This is a genomic window from Allomuricauda sp. R78024 (assembly GCF_044596045.1).
Classification (GTDB): domain Bacteria; phylum Bacteroidota; class Bacteroidia; order Flavobacteriales; family Flavobacteriaceae; genus Flagellimonas.
On record NZ_CP138995.1, the window covers coordinates 1,303,924 to 1,318,609 of the forward strand.

The window sequence follows — 14,686 nt, forward strand, 5'->3', positions numbered from 1 at the left end:
CTCATAAACAACGGATTTTGAAGCCGAATAACTGATACTGTTATATAAACTGATTGAAAATCTTTAAATTCCCCGTACTTTCAAAAAGGTATGGGGAATACATTACAGGAGACCAACTACCAACTGACCACCGCTTTTAAAAACAATGATCAAAAAGTGATGCAAATGGTGTATCAAAACACATTCCCTAAATTCAGAAACCATGTATTGAAAAACAGTGGAGATGAAACACAAGCAAAAGATGTGTTTCAAGAAGCATTTATTGCCTGTTGGAAAAACATCAAGGATAATAAGCTGCAAAAAAACAGTAATGTAGCGGGATATCTGTTTACCATTGCCAAGAACAAATGGACTGACCATTTACGTTCATCAACATTTAAAAATACCGTGGCATCGAGCACCATTCCCCATTTAAAGGTGGCGTATGAAGAAAACGATACTGATGCAGAAGTCGTAGAAAAACAGCACGATATCTTACAAAGTGCCCTGCAAAAATTAGGAAACAACTGTAAAAAACTGCTGCATCTTTTCTATTTTGAACGGAAGTCGATGGATTCAATTTCTATGGAATTACAATTGACTCCTGCTTCGACCAGAAATCAAAAGTACCGTTGTATGGAAAAACTACGCGCATTGAGCCATGAATTAAAAAACAATGGATAAGAACCTCAAATACATATCTCCTGAACAGCAAGAAGAATTTGAACATTTTCTTTTGGGCAATATGACCTACAATCAAGAGGCTGATTTCAAAGAACAACTAAATGAAAATGTTGAACTAAGAGTCCAATTTGACGAATTCAAAAGCCTATTTCATGCAGTAGAAGAAGAAGGGATGCGCACTGCGCTTAATGTCTTTCATCAAAAATTTGAATCGAACCATGGCACCAAGTCCTCTGACAAAAAACGCAAAGTTTTTTTAATTGCGGCCTCTATAACTGCTTTTGTTGCTTTGGGAGTTTCACTCTTTTTGAATCAACCTACGCAGGGTGAAAAACTATTTAAGGAATATTTTAGCCCAGATCCAGGATTACCTACTGTAATGGGCTCTAACGACAATTATGATTTTTACGAAGCCATGGTTGATTACAAGCAAGGGCATTATGATGTAGCTATTCAAAAGTGGGAGAAATTGTTAGTGCAAAAACCCGAAAATGATACGCTTAATTATTTTTTGGGTGCCGCCTATTTAGCAAACGACAACACCAAAGAAGGGTTGGTCTTTTTAAAAACTACACTAGAGTCTTCACCGCAGTCAGTATTTAATAAAGAGGCTCTGTACTTCATAGCTTTAGGGCAATTGAAAAATGGAAATGAAAAAGAAGCCATCGAAAACTTAAAAAAGATTTCAGACGAAAAAAGTGAAGCACTACTCAAAAATATTAAAGAATGAAATTTCAAGGGTTTTTTCTTGGATCAAATTCACTGGTTTCCATAGTCTGTATTTTCTTTTCATTTTATATAAATGCCCAGAGAAATAATACTTTAAAAGAAATAGATAGCCTCATTGCTTTAAATGAGTTTGTAGAAGCACAAAAAATAATTCAAGAAGAGATTCATAATAATGATAATACGATTTTGGGTCATTTGGTATATCCTACGGGCAAAATCGAGTTTTTACAAAATCCTGAAACAAAATTTGAGAAGGCCTTAAAATTATTTTCTCAAATAGATTCTGCCAAATCAAGTGATTCTGTTCTATATCAAGCGAATTTGGGAATGGGCTTGCTTTACATAGACCAGGGCACTGTTTCAAATGCCCAAGAATATCTGGAAACAGCAAACGCTTTAGCCAAAAGATTGAGTGATATTACTCGAATGGTTGAATCTGAGTACCATTTAAGTGAGCTAGGTTTAAAATTGGGTGATTTTGGGGAATTGGTAACACGTACGGATAAGGCCATCAAATTAATTCGTAAGAACAAAAACATCGATTTTAAGTTGGCACCTAGGATTTATAATTACAAAGGTGCTCTCATGCACTTTAGTGCTCTACCGGATAGTGCAAATTATTTTTTTGAAAAGGCAATTAAGGCTGTGGATAATACCAATCCAGATCCCGAGCAGACTGATTATCTCCCTGGCACCATATATGGAAATTGGTTTCTGGTCAAACAATCTGCAGGAATGTTTGATGATGCGATGAAGTTTACGTTAAAATCAATCAATCATTATAATTCATTTTTGAAGAAAACGAACAACCATCCCCTTACAGAAAAAGTTCATGGCAACTTGACTATTTCTTATAGAAATTTAGGAAGTCTATATTATGATTTAGGGCAAAAAGAGAAGGCAAAGCAAATTGCATTGCTTGGATATAAACATGCAAAAAAACACTTTTTAAAGAACACCATACAATATTTTGGAGCGGCTTTGATGGTTGGTGAATCTTTGTTGTACAATACCGATTTAAATGAAGCGGAGAAGTTTTTAGAAGAGGCAAGGGCTTCTTTAAATTCAATTCCAGGAAATAATTATTCTTATAAAGCTAATCTTTATGGAGTTTTAGGAGATTTAGCCTACCGAAAAGGCACCTATTCTGAGGCCGTAACAAACTTTAAACGTACCATTGACGCCTATAGAAACAGTAATGAACATGGCTTTTCTCAAAATGAGGTTTACGCTACTATCAATCTTGCAAAATCGTATGCATATCTTGAAAATTACGATACGGCTGAAAGTACCATCAACGCTACGTTATCAAAAGTGATTACATTCTATGGTGATGACAGTTATTTGGCCAATGAGGTAAGAATAGCCAAAGTGAAAATAGTATTTGATAAAAAAGATTACAAAGGCACTATTAAACTGAGCAATCAAATCTTGGATTCATACGAATCTGTAACTTTTAACAATGCAATCTCCAAAGAATTTTTTAGTCCAAACCAACTTAAACTATTGCTCTATCTTATAAAAGCTAAATATGAAACAGATTCGGTTAAATCAGCCAAAAGTTTGAACAGCACAATTTCTTTAGTGAATAGGGCTCTCCAAAGCATTGAAAAAAGAAAATCCTTGGTCACTAGCGATGAAGATGCAAACGTGCTTTTAGAAAATAGTCAGGAACTATTCGATTTTGGAAAGGAATTATATTACCGTCTTTATGACAAAACAAAGGATGAAAAATACCTTAACAAGCTCATTGAGTTGCACGAATCAGCAATTTATCACCGAATTCGCACAAGACTAAACCTGTCCAAGAATCAGTTAGCACCTGAAAGTATTCGACAAGAAGAAAACCAAAATAGAGAGGCGTTAAACTCATTTTTCAACCTAGATGAAGAAACCCAATTCGATGTTGATGAATGGGAAAATACGTTGGCCGCTTGGCAAAAGTATCTCTCCAAGATAAAAGAGAAATATCCTAGATACTATGAAATGAGATACCAATCTGTTGTGACTCCCTTGAGTGACTTACAGCATAACATTGCCCATAATACAACACTAGTTCGGTATTTGTTTTTAGAGAACAATCTTATAGCATTTATAATTACAAATGACACCATGAAAATTGTTCCAATTTCTATGGACTTCTCCTTTAATTGCATCAATATCGTGTCCAACTATCAAAAAAACATTCACGATGTTTCCGAATGCCTCCATAAATTGTACTTACAGCTTTGGAAACCAATTGAAAATAATATCAATACAAAAAACATTATCATTTTTCCAGATCGGGAATTGTTCAATTTAAGTTTTGAACTTTTGACACCTAAAAAAATCAACTCTTTTGGAGAATTGGCCAACAATAGTCTTTTAAACAAACATAATATTGCCTACAATTATAGCCTTTTATTACTTGAAAAGAATCATCGCACATTTGAATTTGAAGATAATTTTGTTGCCTATTCCCCTACTTTTAATGAAAGCATGAAGGAAGAATATCAGCTAGCCATTAACGATTCAATCCATCTAGACAAAACCTACCTAACCTTATTACCACAACCATTTAGTACCGATATTGCAAAAAGATTATCAAAACGGTTTGGTGGAGAGTCATTTTTAAATGAAAATGCCTCAAAAACTGTATTTAGCCGCACTGCAAACGAACATAAAATCATTCACATTGGAACCCATGCAGAATCAAACAATAGAAGTCCTGAGCTTTCGCGGTTAGTATTCGCAAAAAATGTTTCTGATTCAACCAATATTAATGATAATTACCTGTATGCCTATGAGATATATAATCAAAACCTGAACTCTAATTTGGCTATTCTAACCGCCTGCGATACAGGAAAACCCGCCTATCAACCAGGGGAGGGTATGATTTCTCTAGCACACGCCTTTAATTATGCAGGTAGTGAAAGTATCTTGACCAGTTTGTGGCAGATTGATGAGCAATCAAGCACTCAAATTCTAGGTTTCTTTTATAGCTATCTCGAAAACGGACAACCCAAAGATGAGGCACTGCGACTTGCCAAATTAGACTACTTGAAAACCGCTGAAGGCAGAACACTTCATCCACAATATTGGGCGGGTCTTGTTTTAATGGGAAATACATCTCCTATTGAAATATCTCAACCCTTTCCATGGTTATGGGTTATTGGAGGGATCATTCTTATCCTTCTTTTAACAATGTTTTTAAAAAGAAAAGCCTTCAATAAAAATTAAAGACCTTTATAGAGTGATTTAACATAAATCAATTTTACATACCATCCTTCAAATTAATGAGTAAAGTTCAAATAAAGGATTTTAATCTGCTAAAAGTGTAAATATGAAAACCCATGTTGAGTGCAATCAGTGCAAAAAACCATTTTCCTATTCTGAGGGGATATATCGGATTGAAAATCCTGGTGCTGAAGAAATTAGGCCCATTAAATGTCCATACTGCGGTAACTTAATTTCAGAAAAGGCAACAACGACATGGTGGAATATTGACAAGTGGTCCGATGAGGCTATCGAAAAATACAACAAAGAAAAGTTCAAATAAGGGATGAAAGTTAAAGTAGTCAAGGAATTTGAAGCAAAGATATTTGAGGTTTCTCAATTAGAGGAACATTCTATTCCAGGAACTTACCAAAAACCTTATTTCATAGTTGTAGAATCAAGGGAAGATATCAGGGTGCCGTTTCAATTTCATGCACGGAAAGAAATTCTTAGAAAAAGCGGAAAAACGAAATATTTTGATAGTACTTTGATTAACGCACAGGAATATGAAAGTTTTTCTCATGCCCTTGCGGTCGCGAATAAATTTAAAAAGTATGATTTTAGCCCAGGACAACAATTTTATGTGGTTGGTGTGGAACAAGCAAGAATTATCCAAATGAAAAATGAAGAAGAAAACAAGAAAATGATTAAGGCATTTGAAAGGCTAAAGTCTAAATAAACGATTGATGAAATACAAGGGTTTCAGCGTTGTCCAGTTTTCCGATAGTCTCGTAAAATCAAAAGGGTTAGTAAAAATAGCCATTGATTCTGTCAACTGGTGGACTTTTTACAAAAACAAAGAAGCGAATTGGATAGAGTTTTATCCGTTCAGCGAATATCATGGTGGAGGGCCCCCTTATATAATTAATATTAGTTCTTCAGACTTTGAACCTTGGATAGAGGACAACAAAGATTTTGTGAATTCTGTTAGAGAGTTAATCAAAGCTAAAGTGTAATAAAAGGATTCATTGCTAAAATGGAATTTATAACTGAAAAAATTGGCAAGGCATATTACTCAGAAGGAAAAGAGAGTGAAATCATCGACTTTCAATGGACCGTTTTTGGGTTAAAAGTGACAATCTCAACATGGTTAAGTCTAGAACATCAAATTGGTGTTGAATATGAATTCAAATCGTTCAATGGGTTCCGATATTTAGACGAAGGTGACTTTTTAGGTTATTGGAGCTCTTCAGAATTTAACAATGAATCTCACCTATTTCGAATATTAAAAGGAGGTTGGAAAACGGGAGAAGTTACTCAAAGTGGCTTATTGGATGTAAGCCGCGCAATAGATGAATTGAATGAATATTTTATTGCAACCACAAATGGATGCTTGACGGTATTGGCATTTGAAATGCCTAAAATAACTGAAGTTGAATTAAAGGAAAGTTAGAAAAGTTCAAATAAACGATAATCAGTACATGTACATCAATTGTAAATCATTTGAAATGAAAACTATTTTCTTGTCAATATCTCTTGTAGTATGCTTCGCAGCTTCTGGTCAGAATTTGGACTGCGCAAAATTCAGAACAGGCTCATTTACAATGCAGGACCCACAAACTGGGATAAACTACGTTTCAAGAAATGATTCTACACAGGTCGAATATTTACCAAAATTTGGTGTGAAAGTGTTATTAAATGCTAAATGGATTGACAATTGCACCCTTAAACTCAGCTTAAAAGAGGTACTTGAAAATCCAAACAATGTCCCAATTCAAGAATTCATTCTAATTTCTGAAATCATAGAAACTCAGAAGGACTTTTACATTATGAAGTCAAAAGCGATAGATATGGATTTGACTATGATAAGAAAGTTTTCTATAGTAAATTAAACAGATTATAGCCATATTTATAAGTTCAACATGAAGTTTGAAAACAACTGGCGGGAGAAAACTTTAGAAATTTTGGAAAGAGAACAATGGCGAGAGCCCTCTTTTGATAGCCATCTTGTAAAAACTTGCCATGCCTTAAGAAAAAAACCGCTAAGAGAATTTGACAATGAAGATTTGAGAATAATGATAGGACAAAATGAAAGTTTGAATTATTTAATGCCATTAGCAATTGATAGTTTGAAACAAAATATTCTTTCTGCAGGAAATTTTTATGAAGGAGACTTACTGGAACGAGTCTTAAAATCTGATAATCAATATTGGCAAAGAGAAAAGGACAATTGGAGTATCATTTGTGATTTGTTTAGTCGAAATGAAAAATTAATTATGGACTCTGATTTATCTGATTCACTAAAGAAAACATTGGTCGAATCTTTTTCAAGATTTAAAAAAGTAAATTGAAGGAGTTTTTATTAAAGTTCAAATAAAGGATTCAACTAGGTTCAAATAATTAGTTAACATGGGAATTAAATTGTTAATCATTCTTCTTTTCAGCAGTTTCTTTATATACGGTCAAAATGAGCAATTTTTAGAAGGAGAAATAATTAAAAGAAACGGTGATACCCTTGAAGTAAAAATCAAGATGTTAAATCGATTTAAAAGCTTCAATAGAATAATTTACCTAAATGATAAAGGTATTGAGAAAAGAATGCCTGTTGATAGCATTAGGGCCTATAGAAGAGGGAATGAAATCTATGAAAATTTGATTTTAAATTCTGAGGTTTTCGTTTTGGCTAAAAAAGTAATTCAAGGCCCGGAAATGAGTTTATATATTTGGGATGAAAGAGAAACATTAGAGAAAAGGATATTCAACGAAGCTATAGGTAAAAAAATGCCGAAGGTTTTCCAACACAAGTACCTTAAGGATAAAAACAACAATGTCCTAAACGTTACTAACCCATTCAAGAGGAAAGTAAAAAGGTTTTTAACCAATTATCCTGAAGTTGTAGCCAAAATTGAAAATAAAGAGCTAACTAAGGTGGAAGAAATTGTTGTAGAATGCAATAATGGTAGTTATTAAAGTTCAAATAAACGATTACAACCAAACAAAACTATAAGTGAAAAGAAGCAAAATAGTATTGGTACATGTTGGTTTATTTATTGCGCTATCAATTCTATTGGTCTTTTTGGCAGAATCTATCTTGAATGTCATAGCGCCAGGGTTTCATAATGTGGAAATGTGGATTGCTCTAATTGTATTTGGAATACTGGGAATTTTTATAATTCTTTTGATTTCATGTATAGTGTTCATTATGAAAAAGAAAAAACAAGTTCAATAAAACGATGCATGATATCACCTTTATAAGCACGATCCATAAGGAAATTGGAAAATGTAACGCTAAAGAGTTATATAAGATTATCAAGAAATTAAGCCCAGAGGTGATTTTTTTGGAGGCAATTGAGGAAACTTATTCAGAATATGAAAACTATTTGTTTTCGACATATGGGATATTTCATAATAAATTGGAAATATCCGCGATTCAGAGATATAACTACGATACTTCCTTTCAATATGTACCCGTATGCGAAAATGGACTATCAGATGCTTTTCACAAAAAAATCAAATTAGTTAGTCAAAATAGAGAACTACAAAAATTGATTGATAATTTTAATTATTTAGCGGCTGAGAATGGATTTGAATTTCTGAATAGTTTAGAATGTATAAATCTTCAAGAAGAGATGCGAGAGTTGGAGAGCAGGATTTTAAATAATAATGAGATGGATAAAACAGTTAAGGCAGACATTGAAGACTATGAAAAACCAATGATTCAGAATATATATTCATATTGTAACAACAACCATTTCAGTTCAGCAATTTTTTTGTGTGGTGCCGCACATAGAAAATCAATTATTGAAAAAATAGAGAAATCTAAGCCCCAGGAGCAAGGGAATCTGTCATGGGCTATTTTTGAAAATTGAACCAGGTCTCAAATAACTTCGCACAGTAATGTTCCTATGAATTACAATAACTAAGTATCACAAAGTTCAAAAAAACGATGAAAAAGTAACCCCATAACAAAACTTACATGCTTCACGAGATTTCTTACCTCAAGATTCTCAGGTCAGAAATGAGCCTTACTTCATCGTTTCTCTAATTAGCCCCCTTCTTTCCTAAGCACTTCCAATGGAGGACTTTGCAGCACACTTTTGCTGTTTAACAAACCAATCAAAAGTACCAAAGCCATAATACTCGGTAAAACAACTAGAAAAGGAACTGCGGAAGGCACAAAGCTAACTTCAAAAACAAATCGTGCCAACAAGAGACTGCCTAATAATGACAATATAATACCGATACTTCCGCCCAATAGCCCTAAATAGAGATATTCAAGTGCTGTAATGCGAAGAATTTGTTTGCTTTTGGCCCCTAAGGTGCGTAACAACACATTTTCCTTTATCCTTTGGTATTTGCTCGTTCGTACCGATCCAATGAGCACAATGATCCCAGTAAGAATACTGAAGAAAGCCATAAAGTTGATTGCCCAAGCTATTTTGTTCAGAATCTCTTCTATAACCAGAAGTATCTGTCGTAAATCGATAATGGACACTGTTGGAAATTTTCGAACGAGGTCACGTTGCAATGCGGCCGATTTGGCCGCATCTGGGGCTTTGGTGGTCAACACATGGAACTGAGGCGCTTCTTCTAATACTCCAGAAGGGAACAGAATCGAAAAGTTAATCTGCATTCGAGCCCAATCCACCTCACGAAGATGGGCCACTTTGGTTTCCATTAATACACCCTGCACATTAAACACAAGTGTGTCTCCAACTTTGACCTGGGCATCGGCTGCAACATTGTTAGACATCGAAATAGGAATCATACCGTTGCCTTTGCGTTCAAGTGGCCAGGTGCCTTCTACTGTTCGTTCTGAGGCCACCAAGGAATCGCGATAGGTAACTCTAAATTCATGGAACAAAACCCATCGATTTTGGGTCGCAGTGGAATCAAGAATAAGTTCACGTACAGGCCGATTTTTGATTTGATTCATCCGCATGGTGATGATGGGAATATTGTTCAATACATCAAATCCCGACGCTTCGATGCTATTGGCCGCAGCAAGTTTTTCATCAGTTTGGACATCCATCAAAATAAGATTTGGGGTGTCCTCCGAAGCTTCCAAGGAAACCTGAGCCAATAAAATATCTTTGGTGAAATAGAGCGTACTTATTAAAAAGGTGCCCACACCTATGGCCAAAATTAAGACCGTGGTCTGGTTATTGGGACGGTAGAGATTCAAGAGACTCTGTCGCGAAGTAAACCCCCAAGACGTTGGAAAATATTTCTTGATGGCTCGCATAAAAAAAGTGGCTACACCTCCCAAAAGCGCAAAGACCACCAAGATGCCGAGAACGAAATAGAGGGCATAGCGAATACTTCCCAATAACCAAAAGGAGAAGGAAAAAATAAATAGAACAATACCCAATACTACCCACAACTGGGCTTTTCGTGATTTTTGATATCCGCTCTCCTCGACCCGCAACACCTGTAAAGGTGAAACAAACCATGTGTTCAATAAAGGCATTAAGGCAAATAATACTGACAACAATACACCCAATATCAGTCCTGACCAAAGCGCATTGGGTACTAGGGAAATCTGAACTTCAAACGGCAAGAATCCTTCCAACAGCAAAGGAAAGGATTGCTGTAGGAGCAATCCACTCAACACTCCAAGAATGCCTCCGAGTAGACCCATACCTGCAATCTGTAGTAGATAGATTAAAAAACTTTGTCTTCGGGTAGCTCCTATGCATTTCAATAGGGCTACCGAACGTAATTTCTCCTTGATATAGATATGTACTGAACTGGCAACGCCTACACAACCCAACAGCAGCGCTATAAAAGCAATAAGGTTAAGAAACTTCCCGAAATTATCATAACTTCTGCCAAGCCGTTTAGCGGTACTGATGTGCGTATCGAGGTCCGCGTTTTCAACATCGAGTTGAGGGTCAACCTTCTCATCCAATGCTGCCAGATCTTGCTCAGGTTCGGCGACAAAATAATAGTCATATCCGATTCGACTTCCCACTTGTATGAGTCCTGTGCCTTCCACTGCATCGTAGGGAATAATTACAGGTGGAGCCACAGAAGCCCCTATTCCCGATGTTCCGGGAGCGGAAATCAAAGTGCCCATAATAGGAAACACTGTATTGCCTAATTTGATAGAATCACCTGTTTGCACTCCATATTGCAACATGAGTGTTGCATCTACCAGAGCACCGCCGGACTTTTGGTAGGTCTGCGCTGCAGTTTCTGGCTTGGTTTCCAGTTCGCCGTAGAATGGATATCCACCTTCAATACCGCGTACTCCAACCAATTTGGCATCTCCGCTTTTTGGAAAAACCGCCATTGAAGGAAACCCTACGGAACGTCCATCAGCCCCTCCGAGGGAATCGATAATGGCCAATACCTTTTCATTAGGGGGTTGGTTACTATCAATGACAAAATCGGCACCCATCAAGGTCTTGGATTGAATGGCAATATTTTCTTCCAGGTTCTGGCTAAAAGACTGGATGGAAACTACCGCAGCTATGCCCAAAATAATGGAAGCCATAAACAGTAGGAGACGACCGCCACTAGCCTTGCTGTCTCGCCAAGCCATTTTTAACAGCCATTTCCATCCGGCTCCGGATTGCTTTGTTGGAGAATTTATCACGATTCAATCAATACTTCATTCGATACCACTTTCCCACCTCGTAATCGCAATAAACGATTGCATTTTTGTGCCAATTCCAAATCGTGGGAGACAATGACCAAAGTGGTGCCCGCCTCCTGATTAAGTTCGAACAATAGTTGGACGACACGGTCGCCTGTATCTTGGTCGAGATTGCCCGTAGGTTCATCAGCAAATAAAATAGATGGGCTATTTGAAAAAGCACGGGCCAGAGCCACGCGTTGCTGCTCTCCACCAGAAAGTTGGGAAGGATAATGCTGGAGACGGCCACCCAGACCAACCTTACTCAATAGTTCCCTACCGATTATTGCAGGATTTTTTGCTCCCTGAAGCTCCAAAGGGACAATTACGTTTTCGAGAGCTGTCAGGGTGGGGAGCAACTGAAAATTCTGAAAGATAAAACCCACCTTTTCGTTGCGCAATCGGGCACGCTCATCCTCGTTCAAATTTGCTAAATTGGCACCACTCAGTTCCACTACACCGGTATCGGGATAATCAAGTCCAGCGCAGAGACCCAATAGAGTTGTCTTTCCACTCCCTGAAGGTCCTACGATTGCAAAGGTCTCTCCTGCTTCAATACTGAAATTGATGTCATCCAATACCGTTAATTGTTTGGAGCCACTCGTATAGGTCTTCCCTAGGTGCTCAACGTTTAATATCTTTGGCATAACACTTTTGCTTCCTTTTTTCTCAAACTAGGAAAATAGGCAAATGATTTTGATTTTAAGGCCCGTAACCTATGCAAGACCTCTTAAAGTTTCGTTATTTTTTTCTGATTTTATACCTAATTTCCTGTCGTGATGCCCCCAAAAAAGCCTCAGATGTATCAGATGGCAATAGTAATACAGAAAATGTCGTTGCCGAAGAAACCTCCGAAAAAGTGATTTTATTCTTTGGGGATAGTCTTACCGCAGGTTACGGTTTGGAACTGGAAGAGGCTTTTCCAGCGCTTATCCAAAACCGTTTGGATTCGTTAGGTCTCGATTATACCGTAATCAATTCAGGGCTAAGTGGGGAGACCACTTCTGGCGGACGTAACCGTTTGAATTGGGTATTGAACCAAAAGGTCGATGTTTTTGTGTTGGAACTAGGTGCGAACGATGGACTTCGCGGTATTCCCATATCTGAAACCCACAAGAATTTGCAAGCAATGATTGATTTAGTAAGAAAAAAGAATGCTGATACCCAAATTGTACTGGCAGGCATGCAAATTCCACCCAATATGGGCCCAGAATATACTACGGAGTTTCGCAAAACCTTTCCCAAGTTGGCCGAAGCAAATCAAATCGCTTTGATTCCTTTTTTGTTGGATGGGGTTGCAGGTATTCCTGAGCTGAATTTGGAAGACGGGATACACCCTACCCCGAAGGGACATCAAATCGTAAGGGACAATGTTTGGGCGGTGTTACAACAGCTGTTGCAATAGACCACTATTTTTCGAATTATGTAGTTTCTTATTCTTTTAATGAAAAAGATGAATTAAAGTTCAAATAAAGGATGAGGAAACGATTGTCAAATCTTTCCAGGATCATTACAAATAATGTCCAAATATGTCTTATATGGACATTATTTGTTATATTAGTTGTAAATTTAGTAGGACATGAACATTAGTTTCACCAAAAAACAGCAGGAGTATATAAGCGAGCAGGTTGCTTCTGGGGAGTATCAAAATAATAGTGAAGTAATCAGGGATGCTCTTCGGTTGCACGGAATTTATAGAGAAAAAGTTATCCAAGACCTTCGAAGGGAAATCGAGAAAGGGTGGGATGGCCCAGACAGCAAACTATCTATGAATCAAATAATAGCGTCCAAGAAAAACGTATGACATATACTTACGTTCTCTCTGAAGAGGCCGCTGCTGATATAAATGAAATCTTTGAGTTTGGCGAACATAAATTTGGTAACACCCAGGCTATCAAATACCTGATTGGTTTAGAAGAACACTTTGATCAATTAAGTGATAACCCTGATATCGGTCGAGAGAGGGGCGACATCAAAAAAGGCCTATATAGCCTGCCTTACATTTCACATATTATTTTTTATAGAAAACTAAAAGGCAAACTTCGTATTGTAAGGGTTTTGTATGGTGGGCGAGATTTGATTAGGTTCTTGGAATAAAGTTCAAATAAACGATAAATGACTACTGGAGAAATCAGAACGAGTTTTGAAAAATATGTGGGAAATGATAAATATAATCACTTCATTCTGACTCTTTATGAAGCATTCCCATTAAGAAATAGACTTTTCTTCTGGCAAGAACAATTATTGAAGGAATTTACAAATGAATATGACCTGGAGCCAATAGAATTGAGACAAGCTCACAAGATATTCAACCATTGTCCTGTTCATAATTATGAACTAAAGAATGACAATGTTCCAATTGTAGATGGGAATTCAATAAGCTCCAATTTTTCCAATGAAAAGGAAAAAGAATTTTTCCCAATGGCGAATGTAAATGCTCCAAGGGATTTAGAAAGGTTTAGCTATCCCAAAAATGTTGATGTAATTTATTGTGATAAATGCAGGGAATTTTTAAAGCAATGAATATATAAGTTTGAATAAACGATGCATAACACAGATTTAGATAATGTATATTAGAAAAATTCTAAAAAACTAAAATACAAGATGAAAATTGGTTTGACGGCGAGTAAAATTATGCATGTAATTGTAGAGGCTTTGACCAATGAGGAAGCTTTTGAGGCCATATTGATACTAAAACCACCAGTAGAGTACCTAAGACATTATGCTACTATTGATTGATACATATCAATCAATATTTATATAGCAAAGATTTTCAGGGGAATACTGTATATAAAATTAGTTTTAGGTAGAAATTAAAAAAGGCTTCCGAGAAATCAGAAGCCTTTTCTTTTGTAGTAGCGGGGACTGGACTCGAACCAGCGACCTTCGGGTTATGAGCCCGCCGATATTATCACTTATTAATTTAACTATCTGATAAACAGATATTTGAAATATATATAAAGATAGTCCTGTAAACCCGAACAGCTTTAAAGGAATTTTTACCAACTTAAAAAGGTAACCTGTGTCCTATGCTGGGAGAATTATCGAATACTTAGTTATACTTTTGGAAATGGTTTAATGGAATTGAACTTACTGATTATGGAAACTGAATTCGATTTGAACAAGGCTCTTCTTCCTGGAGGAATCCGGAATGAGCTTGATCTTGAAAGGGCTTTTATTGAGGATAGGCTGTTACGGGTAATGGCCAAGAACAACTTCAGAAAAAAACTTCAAAACTGGCTGAATCGACCTATTCAGCCATATCAAATAACAATAACATATACTGCATTGAATTCTTGGCACCAGGGTATAATATGAGTTGCATAAGTGCAAAGATTTTCTATAAATAACACAAGGCTTAAAGAGTTGATAATCTTTGATTTTGGAGGTGCACTATACATAAGTTGACCATATACCTGATGTTGAACCCAAATGTATTCTCAGCGGAAACTTATTTCA

Annotated in this window: 20 protein-coding genes; 18 read left to right on the forward strand and 2 right to left on the reverse strand. The window is 36.5% G+C overall.

Annotated elements, in window-relative coordinates; all coding sequences use genetic code 11:
- The first annotated feature begins 90 nt into the window (after positions 1-90).
- From SJY44_RS05765 to SJY44_RS05820, 12 genes are all read left to right on the forward strand, one after another.
- Positions 91-663 carry an RNA polymerase sigma factor gene (locus tag SJY44_RS05765; protein WP_396591631.1) on the forward strand — a complete coding sequence of 191 codons (573 nt, stop codon included), beginning with the start codon at positions 91-93 and terminating at the stop codon, positions 661-663.
- Entirely contained in the window at positions 656-1,393 is a 738-nt protein-coding gene (locus SJY44_RS05770; protein WP_396591632.1) for a hypothetical protein, read from the forward strand. The genes SJY44_RS05765 and SJY44_RS05770 overlap by 8 nt, the downstream gene beginning before the upstream one ends.
- A complete protein-coding gene (locus SJY44_RS05775) occupies positions 1,390-4,611 on the forward strand; it encodes a CHAT domain-containing protein (protein ID WP_396591633.1) in 3,222 nt (1,073 codons plus the stop codon). The genes SJY44_RS05770 and SJY44_RS05775 overlap by 4 nt, the downstream gene beginning before the upstream one ends.
- A 103-nt stretch (positions 4,612-4,714) precedes the next feature.
- On the forward strand, positions 4,715-4,930 hold the full coding sequence (locus SJY44_RS05780; RefSeq protein WP_396591634.1) for a hypothetical protein: 216 nt from the start codon (positions 4,715-4,717) through the stop codon (positions 4,928-4,930).
- 3 nt (positions 4,931-4,933) lie between these two features.
- On the forward strand, positions 4,934-5,326 hold the full coding sequence (locus SJY44_RS05785; protein WP_396591635.1) for a hypothetical protein: 393 nt from the start codon (positions 4,934-4,936) through the stop codon (positions 5,324-5,326).
- Positions 5,327-5,333: 7 nt separating this feature from the next.
- Positions 5,334-5,603, forward strand: coding sequence for an Imm27 family immunity protein (locus SJY44_RS05790; protein WP_396591636.1), 270 nt, complete (start codon positions 5,334-5,336; stop codon positions 5,601-5,603).
- A gap of 20 nt (positions 5,604-5,623) precedes the next feature.
- A complete protein-coding gene (locus SJY44_RS05795) occupies positions 5,624-6,040 on the forward strand; it encodes a hypothetical protein (RefSeq protein WP_396591637.1) in 417 nt (138 codons plus the stop codon).
- Positions 6,041-6,095: 55 nt separating this feature from the next.
- Complete coding sequence (locus SJY44_RS05800) at positions 6,096-6,479, forward strand: hypothetical protein (protein WP_396591638.1); 384 nt, start codon at positions 6,096-6,098, stop codon at positions 6,477-6,479.
- Between the two features lie 30 nt (positions 6,480-6,509).
- Positions 6,510-6,938: a contact-dependent growth inhibition system immunity protein gene (locus tag SJY44_RS05805; protein WP_396591639.1), complete on the forward strand. Its 429-nt coding sequence runs from the start codon at positions 6,510-6,512 to the stop codon at positions 6,936-6,938.
- Between the two features lie 58 nt (positions 6,939-6,996).
- A complete protein-coding gene (locus SJY44_RS05810) occupies positions 6,997-7,557 on the forward strand; it encodes a hypothetical protein (RefSeq protein WP_396591640.1) in 561 nt (186 codons plus the stop codon).
- Positions 7,558-7,594: 37 nt separating this feature from the next.
- Positions 7,595-7,816 carry a hypothetical protein gene (locus SJY44_RS05815; RefSeq protein ID WP_396591641.1) on the forward strand — a complete coding sequence of 74 codons (222 nt, stop codon included), beginning with the start codon at positions 7,595-7,597 and terminating at the stop codon, positions 7,814-7,816.
- A gap of 4 nt (positions 7,817-7,820) precedes the next feature.
- Positions 7,821-8,456 (forward strand): hypothetical protein, encoded by a 636-nt coding sequence (locus SJY44_RS05820; protein WP_396591642.1) that lies wholly within the window; start codon positions 7,821-7,823, stop codon positions 8,454-8,456.
- Positions 8,457-8,632: 176 nt separating this feature from the next.
- Here the strand turns inward: SJY44_RS05820 and SJY44_RS05825 are convergent, their stop codons facing one another.
- Both SJY44_RS05825 and SJY44_RS05830 read right to left on the reverse strand, forming a co-directional pair.
- Positions 8,633-11,134: an ABC transporter permease gene (locus SJY44_RS05825; RefSeq protein WP_396592120.1), complete on the reverse strand. Its 2,502-nt coding sequence runs from the start codon at positions 11,132-11,134 to the stop codon at positions 8,633-8,635.
- Positions 11,135-11,184: 50 nt separating this feature from the next.
- Complete coding sequence (locus SJY44_RS05830; protein WP_396590741.1) at positions 11,185-11,874, reverse strand: ABC transporter ATP-binding protein; 690 nt, start codon at positions 11,872-11,874, stop codon at positions 11,185-11,187.
- A gap of 71 nt (positions 11,875-11,945) precedes the next feature.
- On the opposite strand from SJY44_RS05830, the gene SJY44_RS05835 reads away from it, so the two are divergent.
- From SJY44_RS05835 to SJY44_RS05860, 6 genes are all read left to right on the forward strand, one after another.
- Positions 11,946-12,632, forward strand: a complete 687-nt coding sequence (locus SJY44_RS05835; protein WP_396591643.1) for an arylesterase — start codon at positions 11,946-11,948, stop codon at positions 12,630-12,632.
- 174 nt (positions 12,633-12,806) lie between these two features.
- Complete coding sequence (locus SJY44_RS05840; RefSeq protein WP_298924613.1) at positions 12,807-13,031, forward strand: type II toxin-antitoxin system ParD family antitoxin; 225 nt, start codon at positions 12,807-12,809, stop codon at positions 13,029-13,031.
- Positions 13,028-13,324, forward strand: a complete 297-nt coding sequence (locus SJY44_RS05845) for a type II toxin-antitoxin system RelE/ParE family toxin (RefSeq protein ID WP_396591644.1) — start codon at positions 13,028-13,030, stop codon at positions 13,322-13,324. The genes SJY44_RS05840 and SJY44_RS05845 overlap by 4 nt, the downstream gene beginning before the upstream one ends.
- 18 nt (positions 13,325-13,342) lie before the next feature.
- On the forward strand, positions 13,343-13,750 hold the full coding sequence (locus SJY44_RS05850; RefSeq protein ID WP_396591645.1) for a hypothetical protein: 408 nt from the start codon (positions 13,343-13,345) through the stop codon (positions 13,748-13,750).
- An 81-nt stretch (positions 13,751-13,831) separates the two neighbouring features.
- Positions 13,832-13,966 (forward strand): hypothetical protein, encoded by a 135-nt coding sequence (locus tag SJY44_RS05855; protein WP_396591646.1) that lies wholly within the window; start codon positions 13,832-13,834, stop codon positions 13,964-13,966.
- A gap of 360 nt (positions 13,967-14,326) precedes the next feature.
- Positions 14,327-14,545: a hypothetical protein gene (locus tag SJY44_RS05860; RefSeq protein WP_396591647.1), complete on the forward strand. Its 219-nt coding sequence runs from the start codon at positions 14,327-14,329 to the stop codon at positions 14,543-14,545.
- Positions 14,546-14,686: the final 141 nt, after the last annotated feature.